The organism is Streptomyces sp. 796.1, assembly GCF_047525675.1.
Lineage (GTDB): Bacteria > Actinomycetota > Actinomycetes > Streptomycetales > Streptomycetaceae > Streptomyces.
Genome location: NZ_JBLIWA010000012.1, coordinates 20,000 through 37,613, shown reverse-complemented (window position 1 = coordinate 37,613; position 17,614 = coordinate 20,000). Strand labels below are relative to the sequence as shown.

Below are 17,614 nucleotides of genomic sequence, written 5' to 3'. Positions count from 1 at the left end.
TCCACAGGAGTCGCCGCGGCACCAGTCGGAGGAGGGCGCATGACCGTGACCGCCGTACCCGAAGGACCCGTGGTCATCGGGGTGGACAGTTCGACGCAGTCCACCAAGGTGCTCGCGGTCGACGCGGCGACCGGCACGGTGCTCGCCCGTGGCCGGGCGCCCCACGCCGTCAGTACGGGCCCGGCCAAGGAGAGCGATCCGCGCCGGTGGTGGACGGCGCTGTGCGTGGCGCTCGAACAACTCGGTGACCACGCCCGCCAGGCCGCGGCGATCTCCGTCTGCGCCCAGCAGCACGGTCTGGTGACGCTGGACGCGGAGGGCGAGCCGGTACGCCCGGCGCTGCTGTGGAACGACGTCCGCTCGGCTCCCCAACGCAACCTGCTCATCGAGGAGTTGGGCGGCCCCACGACGTGGGCGACGCGGCTGGGCAGCGTGCCGGCGCCGTCCTTCACGGTCACCAAGTGGGCCTGGTTGCGGGAGCACGAGCCGGCCGCGGTCCGCGCGACCCGGGCGGTGCGGCTGCCGCACGACTACCTCACCGAGCGGCTGACCGGCCGGGCCGTGACCGACCGTGGGGACGCGTCGGGCACCGGCTGGTGGGCCTCGGCGAGCCAGGGTTACGACGACGCGGTCCTGACCCATGTGGGGTTGGACGCCGCGCTGCTGCCGACGGTCCTCAGGCCCGGCGAGGCGGCCGGCACCGTACGCGCACTGCCCGAACTGCCGCTCTCCCCCGGGGTACTGGTCGCGACCGGCACCGGCGACAACATGGCGGCGGCGCTCGGCCTGGGGCTCGAAAGGGCCCAACCCGTCGTCAGCCTCGGCACATCGGGCACCGTCTACGCCGTCTCCGCACGCCGCCCCACCGATCCGACCGGGACCGTAGCGGGCTTCGCCGACGCGCGCGCCGACTGGCTGCCGCTGGCCTGCACGCTCAACTGCACGTTGGCCGTCGACCGGTTCGCGACGCTGCTCGGCCGGGACCGCGAGGCGGTGGAGCCGGGCGGCACCGTCAGCGTGCTGCCCTTCCTGGACGGCGAGCGCACCCCGAACCTGCCCGAGGCCACCGGCCTGGTGCACGGCCTGCGCCACGACACGACCGCGGGTCAGGTGCTCCAGGGCGCCTACGACGGGGCGGTGTACGCCCTGCTCACGGCGTTGCAGACGGTGCTCGGCGGGGACGACGACCCGCAGACGCCGCTGCTGTTGATCGGCGGCGGCGCCCAGGGCACCGCCTGGCGCACCACCATCCAGCGGCTCAGCGGGCGGCCGGTGCGCGTGCCCCGCGCACGGGACCTGGTGGCGCTCGGCGCCGCCGCGCAGGCGACCGGCCTGCTGCTCGGCGAGGACCCGGGCGCGGTGGCCCGCCGCTGGGCAACGGCGGACGGGCCCGCGTACCCGGCCGTGCCGCGCGATGAGGCAGCGGTGGAGCGGATCGCGAGCACGCTCAGCGGGGCGGGCGCACTGCTCGGGCCGGGCTGAGTCGACCGGGCCGGGCATGGGTTGAGCCACCGGTGTTCGGGGCGGCTGTGCCGCCGGGGTTCCGGGCGGCTTAAGCCCATCGAAGGGTGCACCTGGCCGGTGCGCGCCGCCCGGGCCCGACGCGTACGGGTCGTACGGAGCCGGGTGCCCGGGCTGCCGTCACCAGGCGTACGGGCCCGCCGGGGTCGGCCACAGTCGCCACCGCGGCGGGCATCGTGGCAGGTCAGAGGCGGCGGTGCATGATGTGCAGGCCGACGTAACCTTCGGTGGGGTGCTGGAAGCCTTCCGGCAGGGTGCCGATGATCTCGAAGCCGAGCGAGCGCCACAGGCCGACCGCCCGGGTGTTGGTCTCCACCACCGCGTTGAACTGCATCGCGCGGAAGCCGGCCGAGCGCGCCCAATCCAGGGCGTACTCGCCGAGCGCACGGCCCACGCCGCGCCCCGCGTACTGCGGATCGACCATGAAGCTGGCGCTGGCGATGTGTGCGGCGGGGCCCATGTGGTTGGGGTTCATCTTCGCGGTGCCCAGCACGGTGCCGTCGTCGTCCACGGCGACCACGGTGCGACGAGGCGGCGCCAGCATCCAGATCTCGCGTGCGAGGTCCTCGTCCAGGTCTCGGGGGAAGGTGTACGTCTCGCCTGCGGCGACGATCTCACGGAGGAACGGCCAGATGGCGGGCCAGTCGTCCGGGGTGGCAACGTTGATGTGCATGGCGGTCAGCCTTGCCGATGCCACCGGGTCGCGCCAGCCAATTTCCCTCGGCGCCCACTTCGGGGCGGGGCACCTATGCTCCAGCCGCCGCCCCTGCTGACCGCGCCCGCAGAGCGCCGGACGCCAGACCGGTCGACGGTCACCCATCGGCCGAGGGGCCGGCCGCCGCTCGGGCGTGGGACCGGTGGCCGCCGGCCCGGCCGGGTGACGCGCCGCGATGGCGGTCACCAACGGCCCGGCCGGCCGCATCCGCATCACCGCTTGTTGCGCAAGAACGCCTCAAGCCCGGCCAGGTCGTCCGTGTTGAGGTGGTCGACGCCCGCGGCGCGCTGCTCGCGCCACACGGCGTCGCGGGCCGGGCCCGGCAGGTCGGGGGTGGCCCAGAAGCGCACCCGCTGCCGCTGCGCGTGGGCGGTGTCCACGATCTGCCGCAGCCGGGCCCGCTCCGCGGCCGGCATCTCCCCCACGCCCTGCCAGGTGAAGCTCTGCGACCAGTTGCTGCTGATCAGCGGGATGAAGGAGGCGGGCACCCCACTGTTCAGATCTTCGAGTCGGCCGTCGTAGAAGGCGTGCCTGACCCGCTCGGCCTCCATCGCCGGCCGCGCCGCCCGGTCGCCGGAGATGACCGGGGTGACCGCGCCTTCGAAGACCCGGCCGCCGGCGGCGAAGCTGAGCATCGAGCGGTAGCGGTGCAGGTGCCGGGAGAGCACCCGGTAGGTGGCGTCGCCCTGGTTCTTGATGTCGATGAGCAGTTGCAGCGAGAGCCGGTGGCCCCGGTAGACCCGCCCGCCGTTGGCCCGCACCCGGCGCAGCAGCGGGTCCAGGTACAGCCGCTCCAGGGTGCGCGTCGGGTCGAGGTCCGCCTCGTCGTGCGCGACCAGGAGCTGACCGTCCACCAGCCAGATGTCGGCCTCGACGCTGGAGAAGCCGTGCGCGAGCGCGTCGTACAGCGGGCGGGTGTGCTCGTAGTCGTTGTGGGCGTGGGCCTGGCGCAGCGGGGGCTTGCCCCAGTCGCCGGGGTGGCCGCCGCGCGCGTTGGCGTACGCGGGGGCGGCGACGCCGCCGGCCAGGGCTGCGCCGACGGTGACGACGAAGGCTCTGCGGGTGCTGTGGACCATGGGGGCCTCCCGGTTCTCGTCCCGGCGTGGGGCCGGGCGTGCACGACGGACGCCAGTGAGTATCGGGCCAGGCGCGGCCCCGGGGCAGGGACGCGCGGAGAGTTCCGCAGGTGGTCGTCAGCCATTTCCCTGACGTTCCGGGTGGTCACGGCGCGTCCCGGGGAAGCCTGGGGCAGCAATTCGGCGGCCGAGGCGAGAGGTGGAGGAGCCGTGGGCATGAGGGTGAGCGGTGCACGGGCGGCACTGGGTGTGGCGGTGGCTTGGCTGGCCCTGGTGGGCGGCGGCCTGGTGACGGCGCCGGCGGCGGACGCGGTCGACCGGGCGCCGCGGTTCACCGAGCGCACGGGCCTGGCGCCCGGGGTGGAGTACCGGGAGTTCTCGGTGCCCTCCGCGCACGGCACCGCCTACGGGCACCTGGTCACGATCGACCTGCGCACCCCGGGGCTCGGTCTTGACCTGGTCCATCCGGGGGCCGTCGGGGCGCGCGCGCCGCTGTCCCAACTGGCCGGCCGGCGGGGTGCGGTGGCCGCGGTCAACGGCGACTTCTTCAACATCACCGAGACCCAGCACCCGGGCGTGGAGGCGACCGGCGCCCCGGTCGGGCCGGCCATCGCGGCGGGGCACCGGCTCAAGGGCGCGGTCCCGCGGGCCCAGCGGTTCGGCCCGAAGCTGCCGACCGGCACCGAGACCGAGGACGTCATCGCGGTGGGTGCCGACCACACCGCACGCCTTGACCGGCTGCACCTGAGCGGCACGGTGCGCACTCCGCGCGGCACGCTGGCGCTGCGCGGGCTCAACCAGTACGCCCTGGCGGAGAACGGCATCGGCGCCTTCGACGCGGCGTGGGGCCCGACCTCGCGGGTCCGTGCGACCTGTGGTTCCGACACCGACCGGGCGGCGCCGTGCAGTACGCAGACGTACGAGGTGACGGTGCGCAGAGGCCGGGTGAGTGCGGTGACGACGACGCCGGGGCGCGGGCAGGTGGCCGCCGACTCGGTGGTGTTGGTGGGGCGCGAGGCGGGCGCGACGGCGCTGCGGGCGCTCCGGGTGGGTGACCGGGTGACGGTCCGCCACCAGCTCGCGGCCTCCCGGCCAGGCCGGCTCACCTTCGCGGTCGGCGGCTTCCCCATCGCCCGTGACCGGCAGCCGCTGGCGGGGCTCGACACGGGCACCGCGGCGGTCCGCTCGGCGGCCGGCATCGGCGCCCGCGGGCACCGTGTCTACCTGCTCTCGCTCGACGGCCGCCCGGAATACCGCAGCGGGTTGTCCATCGCGGAGTTGGCGGACCTCATGCTGCGGCTCGGTGCGGACGATGCGGTGAACCTCGACGGCGGCGGCTCGTCGACGATGGTGACGCAGGAGCCTGGCACGCCCGGGCCAACGGTGCGTAACAACCCGTCAGGTGGCGCGGAACGCCCCGTGCCCAACGGGATCGGAGTATTTACCGCGATTTAACTCATAGCTTTATGCCACTCGTTCGAGTGAATGCTGATCACAAAATCCACTGATACCTTCAGATCGTCGCGGGGGTGATCTTCCCGCATGTCCGTTTCGGGGTTAGGTGAACAATCGCATGACGACGTCAGTGGAATCGAGTTCGGCCGATTCGGCGGGTCAGCAAGCGCAGTTGAGCCTCAGCACGAGCGCCGCTCGACAACTCGCCACGACGACCAAGACCGTTCCGCAGATGCAGGGAATCACCTCGCGGTGGTTGCTGCGCGTACTGCCCTGGATTCCGGTGTCGAGCGGCGCCTATCGGGTGAACCGCCGACTGAGCTACACCGTTGGTGACGGCCGGGTCACCTTCTCCAGCACGGGTTCCGAAGTCCGGGTCATTCCACCGGAGTTGCGGGAACTCCCGCTGCTGCGTGACGTCACCGCCGAGGCCGTTCTCACCGCCCTCGCCGACCGCTTCACCCAGCGGGACTTCACTCCGGGCGAGGTCCTGGTGGAGGCCGGGCAGCCGGCCGACCAGGTGGTGCTGGTCGCGCACGGCAAGCTCGCCAAGACCGGCACCGGCAAGTACGGGGACGAGACCGCGCTCGGCACGGTCGCCGACGGGGAGCACCTCGGCTCCGACGCGCTGGTGGGCGACGAGCAGACCTGGTCGTTCACGCTCAAGGCGCTGACCAGCGGCACCATCCTCACCCTGAGCCGCGCGGAGTTCCAGCAGGTTGCCGATGGTGACGCGGAGCTCAGCGCGCACATCGAGCGGTTCCTGAGCGAGGGTCAGCGTCCGCGCAACGCGCAGGGCGAGGCCGAGGTCGCGGTGTCCGCGGGGCACGTGGGTGAGCCGGTGCTCGACGGCACCTTCGTCGACTACGATCTCGCCCCCCGCGAGTACGAGTTGAGCGTTGCGCAGACGGTGCTCCGGGTCCACACCCGCGTCGCCGACCTCTACAACGAGCCCATGAACCAGGTCGAGGAGCAGCTCCGACTCACCGTCGAAGCACTCCGCGAACGCCAAGAGCACGAGCTCGTCAACAACCGCGAATTCGGCCTGCTCCACAACGCGGACCTCAGCCAGCGCATCCACACCCGCAGCGGCCCGCCCACCCCCGACGACCTGGACGACCTCCTGGCCACGGTGTGGAAGGACCCCGGCGTCATCCTCGCCCACCCGCGGGCCATCGCCGCCATGGCACGGCAGTTCAATGCGCACGGCATCTACCCGCAGAGCATCGACTACAACGGTCACGCGGTGCCGGCCTGGCGCGGCGTGCCGGTACTGCCCTGCAACAAGATTCCGGTCAGCGACGCGGGCACCACTTCGATTCTCGTGATGCGTACGGGTCAAGAAAACCAGGGTGTGGTCGGCCTCCGGCCCACCGCGCTGCCCGACGAATTCCAGCCAGGACTTTCTGTCCGCTTCATGGGAATCAGCGAGCAAGCCATCATTTCGTACCTCGTCAGCGCCTATCACTCAGCCGCGGTACTCGTGCCCGACGCGCTCGGCGTTCTCGAAGACGTAGAAATCGGCCGCTGAGCCCGACGACCGCAATATTTCCAGCGGTCACCCAGCACATCGCAAGACCTTAAAGAAAGGTTGCAAGAACGATGACGACTTCCGCGGACCCCGGCGCGGTCGCAGGCGCACAGCAGCAGCTCAGCCTGGGCACGGCGGCTGCACGCAATCTGGCCACCACCACGAAGACCACCCCGCAGATGCAGGGCATCTCGACGCGGTGGCTGCTGCGGGTGCTGCCCTTCGTGCAGGTGCAGGCGGGCACCTACCGGGTCAACCGGCGACTGACGTACACGGTCGGCGACGGCCGGGTCGAGTTCATCTCGACCGGCGCCGAGGTCCGGGTGATCCCGCCGGAGCTCGGCGAGCTGCCCCTGCTGCGGGGCTTCTCGGACACCCCGGCGCTTGAGGCGCTGGCCGGTGCCTTCGAGCAGCAGGAGTACGACGCGGGCAGCGTGCTGGTCGAGGCGGGCCAGAGCGCGGACCGGATCGTGCTGATCGCCCACGGCAAGCTCAACAAGATCGGCACCGGCAAGTACGGCGACGAGACCGTGCTCGGCGTGCTCGCCGACGGCGACTACTTCGGTGAGCGCACGCCGCTGGAGCAGGACGGCGTGTGGGAGTACACGGTCAAGGCCGTCACCCGGTGCACCGTGCTGACGCTGCCCCGGCAGGCGTTCCAGACGGTGGCCGACCGCCACCCGTCGCTGACCGCGCACACCGAAGGCTTCGCGAACCAGCCCGACCTGCCCACCAACCGGCGGGGCGAGGCCGACATCGCGGTGTCCTCGGGGCACGTGGGTGAGCCGGTGCTCGACGGCACCTTCGTCGACTACGAACTCTCGCCCCGCGAGTACGAGTTGAGCGTCGCGCAGACGGTGCTCCGGGTCCACACCCGCGTCGCCGACCTCTACAACGAGCCCATGAACCAGGTCGAGGAGCAGCTCCGACTCACCGTCGAAGCACTCCGCGAACGCCAAGAGCACGAAATGATCAACAACCGCGAGTTCGGCCTGCTCCACAACGCGGACCTCAGCCAGCGCATCCACACCCGCAGCGGCCCGCCCACCCCCGACGACCTGGACGAGCTCCTGGCCCGGCGCCGCAAGACGCAGTACCTGCTGGCGCACCCGCGCACGATCGCCGCGTTCGGTCGGGAGTGCAACAGCCGCGGGCTGTACCCGCAGGGCACCGAGGTGCTGGGTTCCACCGTGCGTGCCTGGCGCGGCGTGCCGCTGCTGCCCTGCAACAAGATTCCGATCAGCAGCACCGGCACCAGCTCGATCCTCGCCATGCGCACCGGCGAGGCGGACCAGGGCGTCGTCGGCCTGCACCAGACCGGCATCCCCGACGAGTACCAGCCCAGCCTCAATGTCCGCTTCATGGGCATCAACGAGCAGGCCGTCTCGTCGTACCTGGTCAGCGCCTACTACTCGGCGGCCGTGCTGGTTCCGGACGCGCTCGGTGTCCTGGAGGACGTGGAGATCGACCGCTGAGTCGGTCACACCGCCCGTAGCCTCCGGCCACAGTGGCCGGCGCTCACGGTGAGGTGTGGTGGGGCCCGGGGCAACGCGCTCCGGGCCCCGCTGCCGTTCCCGTACGCGGCACGGGCAACCCCCGCAACCCCGCAACCCCGCAACCCCAGGCTGTCAGCCCGTCAGCTCGGACCAGCTCACCGTGCGGTCGCACCAGCGGGTGAGCAGCGTACGGTCGTGCCCGACGGCGAGCAGCCCCGCGCCGCTCTCGCGCCGGTACTCCTGCACCACGTGCACCAGCGCAGCCGTCGTGGAGGCGTCCAGCATGGCGGTCATCTCGTCGCAGACCAGCCAGCGGGGGCGCAGGGCGAGTGCGCGGGCGAGGCAGGCGCGCTGCAACTGGCCGTCGCTGACCTCGTGCGGGCGGCGGGCGAGGAGGTCGGGGCCGAGCCCGACCCGGTGGGCCAGTGCCTCGGTGCGCTCGGCCGCCTCGCCGCCACGGCCGGTGGCACGCAGCGGCTCGGCGATCAGGTCGGCGAGCCGCAGCCGGGGGTCGGCCGAGAGCCGCGGCTGTTGGAAGATCACCCCGTACGCGGTGCGTTGGGCGCGCGGGGCGCGGTGCCGCCAGCCGCGGGCGACCTCGCCGTCCAGGACCACCTGGCCCGCGTCCGGCCGGTGCAACAGGGCCGCGACCCGCGCCAGGGTCGACTTGCCGCAGCCGCTGGGTCCGAGCAGCCCGACGGCCTCGCCGTCCGCCAGGGTCAGCGAGACGCCGCGGACGACCGGGGCGCGCCGTTCGTAGCCGGCCGTGATGGTGCGCAGCTCAAGCATGGTGGGCCTCGTCGGGGTCCGGTTCGGTGGGCTGCGCGGGGCCCCCGGCGGCGGGGGCGGCAGGCGGGGCGTGATGGCAGGCGACTGCGTCCCGTAGCACCGGGAGGGTGGCGCACAGGTCGCTGGCGAGGTCGCAGCGGGGGGCGAAGGCGCAGCCGGCCGGCAGGTCGCCGAGTTCGGGCGGCATGCCGGGGATCGGGGTGAACGACCGCTCGGGCAGCGCGTCGAGCAGCCTGCGGGCGTAGGGGTGCCGCGGGCCCGGCACGCCGAAGAAGTCGCGGGCGGCGGAGATCTCGACGATGCGGCCGGCGTACATCACCGCCACCCGGTCCGCGATGCGCTCGGCGGCGACCAGGTCGTGCGTGATCATGAGCAGCGCACGGGCCGCGGGCGCGGAGTGGCCCCCCGCAGCCTCCTCCGCGGCGGACGTCAATCCGGCGGTCTCCCGCACGGTGGGCCCGGGTGGGGCGGTCGCGGTGGGCGGGGCGTCGGGGGCGGGGCCGTCCGCTGCATCGCGCCCGGTGGCGGGGGGCGGCGCCGTGGTCCCGTTCGTGCCGGGTGGGCCGGCGGCGATGTGGCGACGGAGTTCGTCCACCGTGCGCTCCACCAGGTCGCGGTCGAGGCCGGTGGTCGGTTCGTCCGCGAGGAGCAGCGCGGCGTCCCCGACCAGGGCCAGGGCGGTCGCCGCGCGTTGGGCCAGGCCGCCGGAGAGCTGGTGCGGGTAGCGGTCCAGGTGGTCGGTGGGGAAGGCGGCCCGGTCGGCCGCGGCCTCCGCCGCCGGGCGCAGTTTGGGCCTGCGGGTCCCGGTGAGCGCCCGTACCGTCTCCTCCAACTGGGCCCGTACGGTGCGGACCGCGGTGAGGTGGGCGGACGGGCTCTGGGGGACGAGGCCCACCCGTCGGCCGCGGATGGTGCGGGACAGTTCGCGCTCATCGGCCGCGATGAGGTCGACGGGCGGGGCGTCGGCCGTGCCGGCGAGGTGGGCGGTGCCGGCCGTCTCCGCGTTGCCGGGCAGCAGCCCGAGCAGCGCGGAGGCCAGGACGGACTTGCCGCAGCCGCTCTCGCCGACCAGGGCCAGGCACTCGCCGGGGTGCAGCGCGAAGGTGGCGTCGGACACGGCGGCCACGTACCCGCCGCCGCGCATCCGGAAGCGGACCGAGAGGCCGTCGACGGCGAGGACCGGGGAAGGCCGGTCGGGCCCTGTCACAGCGTCAGCTCCGATCGGCGGCGCGGGTTGATGCGGTCCCGCCAGACGCTGGCGAGGCCGGCGATGGCGAGGGTGGGGATGATGATCAGCAGGCCGGGGAAGAGGGTGGGCCACCAGTCGCCGGCCAGCAGCGAACTCCGTGCACCCTGCACCATGGCGCCCAGGCTGGCCTTGTGGCTGGGCAGGCCGAGGCCGAGGAAGGAGAGCGCGGACTCGTGCCAGATGGCGTGCGGCACCATCAGCACGGCGGCCAGCCCGGCCTGCGGCAGCACCGCGGGCAGCAGGTGGCGCGCCGTGACCCGGAGCCGGGAGGCCCCGCCGGAGATGGCGGCCTCCACGTACGGGCGGGTGCGCAGCGACAGGAGTTCAGCGCGGACGATGCGGGCGGTGGACAGCCAGTGGGTGAGGGCGACCGAGATCACCACGGGCCAGACGCCGGGCCGGAACATGGCCACGATGAAGATGCCGAGCAGCAGGTGCGGCACCGAGGAGAAGACGTCCACGAGCCGCATCACCACGCGGTCCGCCCAGCCGCCGACGGCACCGGCGAGCGCGCCGACGGCGGTGCCGATGACGGTGGCCGCGAGCGCGGCGACAACGCCGACCAGGAGCGAGACGCGCAACCCGTAGATGCAGCGCAGCAGCAGGTCACGGCCGACGTCGTCAGTGCCGAAGGGATGGTCGAGCGAGGGGGCGAGCAACTTGTCCGGCAGGTTGACGGCCTGCTCGTCCAGCGGGAAGAAGAGCGGTACGAGCAGCACGGTGGCCACGATGAGCGCGACCAGGGCGGCGCTCAGGCGCAGCCGTAGGGCGTGGCTGCCACGCCGTGCGCCGTGGGCGGAGGCGCGCCAACGGGGGGCGCTCGCGGCCGGCGGCGGCTCGGTGGCGGGGCGGCTGGTCGTGGTCGGTTCGGCGTGGGTGTGCGGTGCGGTTGTCGTGGGCGCGGCCTTGGTGTGCGGTGCGGCCTTGGTGTGCGGTGCGGCGGACGTCGCGCCGGCGGCGGGCTTCGTCTTGGCCTTGGTCCGGGGCTCGGTCCCGGACGTGGTGCTGGGTTCAGTGCCGGGCTCGGTCCCGGACGTGGTGCCGGGCTCGTTGGCAGGCCCGGTCTGCGGCTCGGTGTCGGGCCCGGTCTGCGGCTCTGTGGCAGGCCCGGTCTGCGGCGCGTGGTCAGCCATCGAATCCCACCCGGGGGTCGGCGAGGCCGTACAGCAGGTCGGAGAGGAGGTTTCCGGCCAGTACGGCCAGGGTGGCCAGCACGGTGAGGGCGGCGAGCAGCGGGAAGTCGACGCTGGTGGCCGCCTCGACGGTGGCCGAGGCGATGCCGGGCCAACTGAAGACGGTCTCGATCAGCAGCGCCCCGGTGATCAGTTCGGGGACGCGGGAGCCGATGAGGGTGAGGACGGGCAGCACTCCCGAGCGCAGCGCGTGGCCGAAGAGGACGGTGCGTTCGCCGAGGCCGCGGGCGCGGGCGCCGCGCACCGGGTCCTCTTCCAGCGCGTCGCCGACGCCCTGGCGCACGTACAGCACGAACCAGGGCAACTGTGAGACGGCGAGCACGGCCGCCGGCAGGATCAGGTGGTGGCCGACCTGGCCGGCGGTGGTGACCTCGCTGGCGGTGTCGGTGAGGCCGCCGGCGGGCAGCGCGTCGAGCTTGAGGGCGAAGAACCAGACGGCCAGCAGGCCGAGCCAGAACGGCGGGGCCGCTTCCAGCGTGTAGCACAGGAACGTGATCGCCCGGTCGTAGAGGCCACCGCGGCGCCGGGCCGCGAGCACCCCGAGCACCGTGCCGCCGAGCACCGCGACGGCGAAGGCGACCGCGCACAGCAGGCTGGACCAGCCGATGCGTTCGGCGATGACCTGAGCGACGGGCTGGCGCAGTGAGGTCGAGTCGCCGAGGTCGCCGGTGAGGGCCGAGGTCAGCCAGTCCCACCAGCGGACGGCGAACGGGTCGTCGGCGCCGAGGTTGGCGCGCAGTTGGTCCAGGTTCTCCTGGGACGCGGTGAGCCCCGCGGTGCCGGCGTACGCCTTGACCGGGTCGAAGGGTGAGGCCGCCGCGATGGCGAAGACGCCGAAGGTCACGCAGAGCAGGACGGGTACGGCGAACAGCACCCGGCGCCCGACCAGCCGTGCCATCGGTAGCCAGGGCAGGCCCGGGCGCCGGGTCCGCGTCACTTCTTCGGCCGCCAGTCCTCGACGTTCCACCACGGGCCGGAGGCCAGACCGTGGTCGTGCGGCTCGACCTGGGTGGTCAGCGGGGCCCACCGGTCGGCGACGACGTACAGGTGGTCGATGTGGGTGAGGAACGTGTAGCCCGGGTCGTTGACCAGGGCCCGCTGGATGGTGTCGTACGCGGCCTTGCGCTGGGCCTTGTCGCCGCTGCGGCGGGCCTCGTCCAGCGCCTTGTCGACGGCCCGGTTGGTGTAGGAGGCCATGTTGTTGAAGCCGTCGCCGGCGAGTGCGGAATTGAGCAGCGTGTACTGGTCGAAGTCCGGGTCGGCCGGGCTGCCGCCGCCGGCCAGCACCGCGTCCTGCTTCATCCGCGGCTCGATGACCTCCCAGGTGCCGGACTGGACCTTGATCTCGATGCCGGCCTTCTTGGCGTCGGAGGCGTAGGCGAGGGCGTGGTCCTGGCGCAGCTTGTCGCCGGTGAGGTACCAGAGGGTGAAGGAGGCGCGCTTGCCGTCCTTGGTACGGATGCCGCCGTTGCCGCGCTTCCAGCCCGCCTCGTCCAGGATGCGTTCGGCACCGGCCAGGTCGTGGCGGCGCTCGGTGCCCTTGGTGAACCACTCGCTGTCGGTGGGCACCGGGCCGTAGGCGGCGCGGCCCGCGCCGTCCAGGATGCCGTCGACCATGGCCTTGCGGTCCACTGCGATGTCCAGGGCGCGGCGCACCGCACGGTCGCCGGTGACCGGGTTGCCGGTGGGCAGCGTCACGTTGCGGTAGTCGTAGGTGGTGGCGGTGAGGGTGCGCAGGCCCTTGTCGCTCTTGAAGGTGGCGGCCAGGTTGGGCGGCAGGATGGCGCCGTCGAGGTCGCCGGAGCGCAGCCGGGTGGCGCGCACGTCGTCGTCCTTGATGATGGCCATCGTGAACTTCTTGATCTTCGGCTCGCCGCCCCAGTAGGTGGGGTTGGCCTTGAAGACGAGCTTCTCGCCCTTGCTCCAGCGGCTGAGCAGGTACGGGCCGGTGCCGATCGGCTTGGTGGTGAAGGCGCCGGTGTTCACGTCCTGCTTACCGGCGATGTGCTGGGGTGCGATGGGCAGCACGGTCCGCTCGGCGAACGGCGCGTAGGGGTACTTGAGGCGGAAGACGACCGTCTTCTCGTCCTTCTTCTCGATGCTCTTGATCGCGTCGAGTTCGGTCTTGGACGCGTTGTTGGTCTTCTTGTCGAGGATGGTGCGGTAGGTGAAGACCACGTCGTCGGCGGTGAACGGCTCGCCGTCGCTGAAGCGCACGCCGTCGCGCAGCGTGTACGTGTAGTTCAGGCCATCGCCCGAGACCTCTGGCAACTTGGCCGCGAGGGCCGGCTTGAGCTGCATCTTCGCGTCGTGCGTGAGCAGCCCGTCGAAGATCTTGGAGTTGCCGTCCTTGCCGTAGCCGAGGAGCGGGCTCAGCGTGTCGGGCTCGTAGGCGATGCCGACGACGGCCGCGTCCTTGGGTCCGTCGCTCTTGCCGCCGTCCGGGTTGGAGCACGCTGCCGCGCCCACCGTCAGGACGCCCGCCGTCACGGCGGCGGTCAGGGTCCGTGTTGTCCGCGCCGTCATGCCCCACCTCTGTTGAAGATCAACCGTTACTGCGAAACGGTCGCAATTAAACAACATGCGGAACGGGACGCCCAGAGGGGGTTCCCAGCCAAAGCCGTGTCGATCACGGAAGGCGGCAGAACGGTCAGCCGACCCGCCGCCGGATGGGCCGGCCACACCGGCCACGCACCGCGACCCAGCAGGAAACGGCTGGTCACGGGCGCCCGTACGGTACCGCCCAGGGGCGGCACTGGTGTGTCGGCGGGCGTACGAAGGGCCCCGCGCGCCCGGTCGAGGCGCGCGGGGCCCAGCGGTGCCTTTCGGTCAGGTCGTCGGCGGGGCCGGCAGGTCGACGAGGGCGGCCAGGGCCTCCTGGTGGCGCCCCGGGGTACCGAGGGCGATCTCATCGCTCTTGGCCCGCTTGAGGTACAGGTGGGCGGGGTGTTCCCAGGTCATGCCGATGCCGCCGTGGAGCTGGACGCAGGTGTGGGCGGCGTGCACGGCCACCCGCGCGCCGTGCGCCTGGGCGACGGCCACCGCGATCGGGGCGTCCGCGGCGCCGGTGGCCAGCGCGTCCGCGGCGGCGCGGGCCGCCGCCCTGGCCGATACGAGGTCGAGCCAGAGCCCGGCCATCCGGTGCTTGAGCGCCTGGAAGGAGCCGACCGGGCGGCCGAACTGGTGCCGCTCCCTCGTGTGGCGGACCGTCTCGGCCAGGCACCATTCGGCCAGTCCGAGCTGTTCCGAGGCGAGCAGGCCGGCCCCCGTCCGCAGGCCCGCCTCGATCGCCGCGTCGGCGGTGCCCGGTCCCGCGATGCGGTGGGCGGGTGCGCCGTCGAAGCGGATGCGGGCCAGGGGGCGGGTGAGGTCGAGTGGGGTGATGGGGTCGCGGCGCAGCCGGTCGGCCGCGTGACCTCCGGTCTCCACCACGTACAGCTCGCTGCCGCCCGGGCCGTGCGCGGGCACCAACAGCACGTCGGCGGCGAGCGCGTCGGCGACGCTGCTGACCTCGCCGGTCAGGGTGGCGTCGGCGGCGGCCCGTACCGAGGGCACCTGTCCTGCGCCCGGCGCCCGGGACAGCGGCACGGTCAGGACCGCGATGCGCTCGCCGGCGGCGAGGTCGGCGAGCAGGGCGGTGGGATCAGCCGGGGTGACGGCCCCGTCGGGAGCGGTGGGTTCGGCTGCTGGCCCGGTGGGGTCACCCGATGCGGCGGCCCCGGCTGGCGCGGCGACGGGGCCATGGGCGGGGGGCGCAGCGGTGGGGGCCGCCCGGTCGCCCGGCTCGGGTGCGGTGCCGCGGTCGTCGGCGACGCCGCCCCGGTCCGCCGTGGTCACGGCTTCGACGCAGGTCAGCAGGGTTTGGGTGGCGATGACCGCACTGGTGAGGTAGGGCACGGGGGCGACCGCGCGCCCCAGCTCCTCCAAGACCACGGCGGCCTCGCGCGGGCCGGCGCCCTGTCCGCCGTACGCCTCGGGGACCAGCAGCCCCGCGACGCCGATGTCGACGGCGAGCGTGCGCCACAGGTCGGCGTCGTGGGTGCGGTCCGTGGCGATGTGGTCGAGCACGGCCGAGGCGGGGCAGCGGTCGGCGAGCAGTGCGCGCACGGCGGCCCGCAGGTCTTCCTCCTGCTCGCGGTAGAGCAGGTCGGGCACGGCCGCGGTGCCGGGGCCCGGGGCGGCTGACGCGGTGGGGGTGGCCGGCCCGGCGGGGGTGGCGGGCACGGCTGGTCCGGCGGGCGCGGTGGGCGTCGTAGGCGCGGCTGACTCGGCAGGCATGGGTGATCCGGCGGGAGCGGCCGGCCCGGGTGGGCGGGGCGCGCCCGCCGCCGGCACGTTCGGGGCTCGGCTGGTCATCGCGGCAGGTCCTTCCAGGCGGCGTCCTTGTCGGTACGCGGTTCGGGCGGCAGGCCGAGGACGCGCTCGGCGACGATGTTGAGGAGCACCTCGGACGTGCCGCCCTCGATGGAGTTGCCCTTGGCTCGCAGGTAGCGGTAGCCGGCCTCGCGGCCGGTGAAGTCGACGAGTTCGGGGCGGCGCATGCACCAGTCGTCGTAGGCCAGCCCGGCTTCGCCGAGCAGTTCCACTTCCAGGCCGCTGATCTCCTGGTTCAGCCGGGCGAAGGCGAGCTTCATCGCCGACCCCTCGGGGCCGGGTTGGCCGACGGCCAGTTGCTGCCCGAGCCGTTCGCCGGCGTACCGCGCGGCCTCGGCTTCCACCCACAGCCGCAGCAGCCGCTGGTGCAACTCGTGGGTGCGCAGCTCCGGGTGGTCGCGCCAGGTGCGGGCGAGTACGCCGATCATGCCGTGCTCGCGGGGCAGGCTGCCGCCGCCGATCGCCACCCGCTCGTTCATCAGCGTGGTCTGCGCGACCCGCCACCCCTCCCCCACGGGCCCGATGCGATGGCTGTCGGGGATGCGCACGCCGGTCAGGAACACCTCGTTGAACTCGGCCTCCCCAGTCATCTGGCGCAGCGGTCGCACCTCGACGCCCGGGTCGGTCATGTCGCAGATGAAGTAGCTGATGCCGCGGTGCTTGGGCACGTCGGGGTCGGTACGGGCGAGGAGGATGGCCCAGCGTGCGAGGTGGGCGCTTGAGGTCCACACCTTCTGCCCGTCCACCAGCCAGACGCCGCCCCGGTCAGAGCCGTCGACACGGCTCCCACCCTCGGCACCGTCATCCTCAACCGCACCATCACCGGCACTGGCACCGGCACCGGGCTCGAAGACCGCCCGAGTGGCGAGGGCGGCGAGGTCGGAGCCGGCGCCGGGTTCGCTGAAGAGTTGGCACCACACCTCCTCGCCGGTCCACAACGGGCGCAGCAGGCGCCGCTTCTGTTCCTCGGTGCCGTAGCGGAGGATGGTGGGCGCGGCCATTCCGAGGCCGATGCCGATGCGCCGGGGGTCGTTGTCGGGCGCGCCGGCCGCGGTGAGCCGGTCGTTCACCAGCGTCTGGAGCGCGCGCGGCGCGCCGAGCCCACCGAGCCCGACCGGGTAGTGCACCCAGGCGAGGCCGGCATCGAACTGGGCCCGCAGGAAGTCGAGCCGCGCGGTGGTCGCCGGATCGTGCGCGGCGAGCAACTCATCCACTCTGTTGACAAGTTGACCGGCTGTCACTGATTCGTCGGCGGCGCCGCCCGCATCGGGTGGTGCGTCCGCGGCGGGCGCGCCGGGCGCGGTGCGATCCACGCTCATCGATCCTCCTCCAGGCCGGGGACGCCCACGATACGGCCGCCCGCGCCTGCCCCCGCACGCACCGGCGCCCCGCCGGTCGGCCCTGGTTGACGGCCACAGGCCGGCCCGCGGTTCGGGGTGTGATGGGTCGCCTACGGATCGACGGACGACGCCAACCGGCGGACGGATTACGCGCGGGGCGAGGTGGCGAGGGAGCGGTGATACCGGGTGTAGGTCGCGAAGACCTCGGCGACCTCGAAGCCGATGCGGGTCAACACGGCGCTGCTCGCGTCGTTTCCGTGGGTGACGCCGGCTAACACATCGGTGGCACCGAGCGTGGCCGCTCCATGGGCGATCAACGCACGACCGGCCGTCGTGGCGTAGCCGTGCCCGGTCGCGTCGCGATCGAGCCAGTACCCGAAGCCGTACTTGGGCGGATCGACCGCCACGAGATCGATCCGGCCGATGAGTGCGCCGTCGAGGAAGATGCCGCAGCGCAGCGACGGGCGGGGGTCGCTGCGGAGTTCGGCGTGCGCCGCCGCCCGGTCCGATGCGGCCAGTTCCCGGTAGTCGCCGTGCCGGGTGAGGTGCTCGCGATTGCGGTCGACGAGTGCGTAGTAGGCGTCGACGTGCTCGGCCGTGAGCCCCCGCAGCGTCAATCCGGCCATGTCGGTGGCGAGTTCGGGGTTGGCGTGCGCGTCGTGCTGGCTACCGGCCATGCCGGCTGACCCTACGGCTGGGGCCGGCCGGCCGCCAGCATGTTTCGGTGGCGTGGAGCGGTACGCCGGTGCGTGGTCGGTCCGGTCGTCGGTGCGCGCCGTGCACGGCTGCGGTCCGCGGCCCCGGCGAGCCGGATGGCAGGACCGCGGCACGGCAGAGAGTGGCATGGGGCCCGTACGGGTGGTCCGGTGGTGCGC

Annotated in this window: 13 protein-coding genes and 1 pseudogene; 4 read left to right on the top strand and 10 right to left on the bottom strand. The window is 73.2% G+C overall.

Translation table 11 applies throughout. The features are described from left to right. The first annotated feature begins 39 nt into the window (after window positions 1-39). A complete protein-coding gene (xylB, locus tag ACMA1D_RS10430; RefSeq protein ID WP_414723595.1) occupies window positions 40-1,482 on the top strand; it encodes a xylulokinase in 1,443 nt (480 codons plus the stop codon). Window positions 1,483-1,705: 223 nt separating this feature from the next. Here xylB and ACMA1D_RS10425 read toward each other — a convergent pair whose 3' ends face one another. Further along, window positions 1,706-2,194, bottom strand: coding sequence for an N-acetyltransferase family protein (locus tag ACMA1D_RS10425; protein ID WP_414723594.1), 489 nt, complete (start codon window positions 2,192-2,194; stop codon window positions 1,706-1,708). A 254-nt stretch (window positions 2,195-2,448) separates the two neighbouring features. Beyond that, the gene (locus ACMA1D_RS10420) at window positions 2,449-3,312 is read right to left on the bottom strand and encodes a phosphatidylinositol-specific phospholipase C/glycerophosphodiester phosphodiesterase family protein (RefSeq protein ID WP_414723593.1); all 864 of its coding nucleotides are present in this window, start codon (window positions 3,310-3,312) and stop codon (window positions 2,449-2,451) included. Window positions 3,313-3,528: 216 nt separating this feature from the next. Here ACMA1D_RS10420 and ACMA1D_RS10415 point away from each other — a divergent pair, with 216 nt between their 5' ends. The 3 genes from ACMA1D_RS10415 (at window position 3,529) to ACMA1D_RS10405 (ending at window position 7,773) form a co-directional block, all read left to right on the top strand. Further along, on the top strand, window positions 3,529-4,767 hold the full coding sequence (locus ACMA1D_RS10415) for a phosphodiester glycosidase family protein (RefSeq protein ID WP_414723592.1): 1,239 nt from the start codon (window positions 3,529-3,531) through the stop codon (window positions 4,765-4,767). Between the two features lie 118 nt (window positions 4,768-4,885). After that, window positions 4,886-6,298 carry a family 2B encapsulin nanocompartment shell protein gene (locus ACMA1D_RS10410; protein ID WP_414723591.1) on the top strand — a complete coding sequence of 471 codons (1,413 nt, stop codon included), beginning with the start codon at window positions 4,886-4,888 and terminating at the stop codon, window positions 6,296-6,298. A 71-nt stretch (window positions 6,299-6,369) separates the two neighbouring features. Then, window positions 6,370-7,773, top strand: coding sequence for a family 2B encapsulin nanocompartment shell protein (locus ACMA1D_RS10405; protein WP_414723590.1), 1,404 nt, complete (start codon window positions 6,370-6,372; stop codon window positions 7,771-7,773). Window positions 7,774-7,926: 153 nt separating this feature from the next. Here ACMA1D_RS10405 and ACMA1D_RS10400 read toward each other — a convergent pair whose 3' ends face one another. The 8 genes and pseudogenes from ACMA1D_RS10400 to ACMA1D_RS10365 form a co-directional block, all read right to left on the bottom strand. Next, window positions 7,927-8,583 carry an ABC transporter ATP-binding protein gene (locus ACMA1D_RS10400; protein WP_414723589.1) on the bottom strand — a complete coding sequence of 219 codons (657 nt, stop codon included), beginning with the start codon at window positions 8,581-8,583 and terminating at the stop codon, window positions 7,927-7,929. Then, window positions 8,576-9,727, bottom strand: a complete 1,152-nt coding sequence (locus ACMA1D_RS10395; protein ID WP_414723725.1) for an ABC transporter ATP-binding protein — start codon at window positions 9,725-9,727, stop codon at window positions 8,576-8,578. Before ACMA1D_RS10395 ends, ACMA1D_RS10400 begins: the two co-directional genes overlap by 8 nt. 59 nt (window positions 9,728-9,786) lie before the next feature. Continuing rightward, window positions 9,787-10,641: pseudogene (locus ACMA1D_RS10390) on the bottom strand (ABC transporter permease); the annotation flags it as partial. Between the two features lie 316 nt (window positions 10,642-10,957). Continuing rightward, the gene (locus tag ACMA1D_RS10385) at window positions 10,958-11,923 is read right to left on the bottom strand and encodes an ABC transporter permease (RefSeq protein ID WP_414723724.1); all 966 of its coding nucleotides are present in this window, start codon (window positions 11,921-11,923) and stop codon (window positions 10,958-10,960) included. Window positions 11,924-11,958: 35 nt separating this feature from the next. Continuing rightward, window positions 11,959-13,551: an ABC transporter substrate-binding protein gene (locus ACMA1D_RS10380; protein ID WP_414723588.1), complete on the bottom strand. Its 1,593-nt coding sequence runs from the start codon at window positions 13,549-13,551 to the stop codon at window positions 11,959-11,961. 303 nt (window positions 13,552-13,854) lie between these two features. Then, window positions 13,855-15,303: an acyl-CoA dehydrogenase family protein gene (locus ACMA1D_RS10375; protein WP_414723587.1), complete on the bottom strand. Its 1,449-nt coding sequence runs from the start codon at window positions 15,301-15,303 to the stop codon at window positions 13,855-13,857. A 74-nt stretch (window positions 15,304-15,377) separates the two neighbouring features. Further along, window positions 15,378-16,718: an acyl-CoA dehydrogenase family protein gene (locus tag ACMA1D_RS10370; protein ID WP_414723586.1), complete on the bottom strand. Its 1,341-nt coding sequence runs from the start codon at window positions 16,716-16,718 to the stop codon at window positions 15,378-15,380. Between the two features lie 167 nt (window positions 16,719-16,885). Then, window positions 16,886-17,416 carry a GNAT family N-acetyltransferase gene (locus ACMA1D_RS10365; RefSeq protein ID WP_414723585.1) on the bottom strand — a complete coding sequence of 177 codons (531 nt, stop codon included), beginning with the start codon at window positions 17,414-17,416 and terminating at the stop codon, window positions 16,886-16,888. Between the last annotated feature and the right edge of the window lie 198 nt (window positions 17,417-17,614).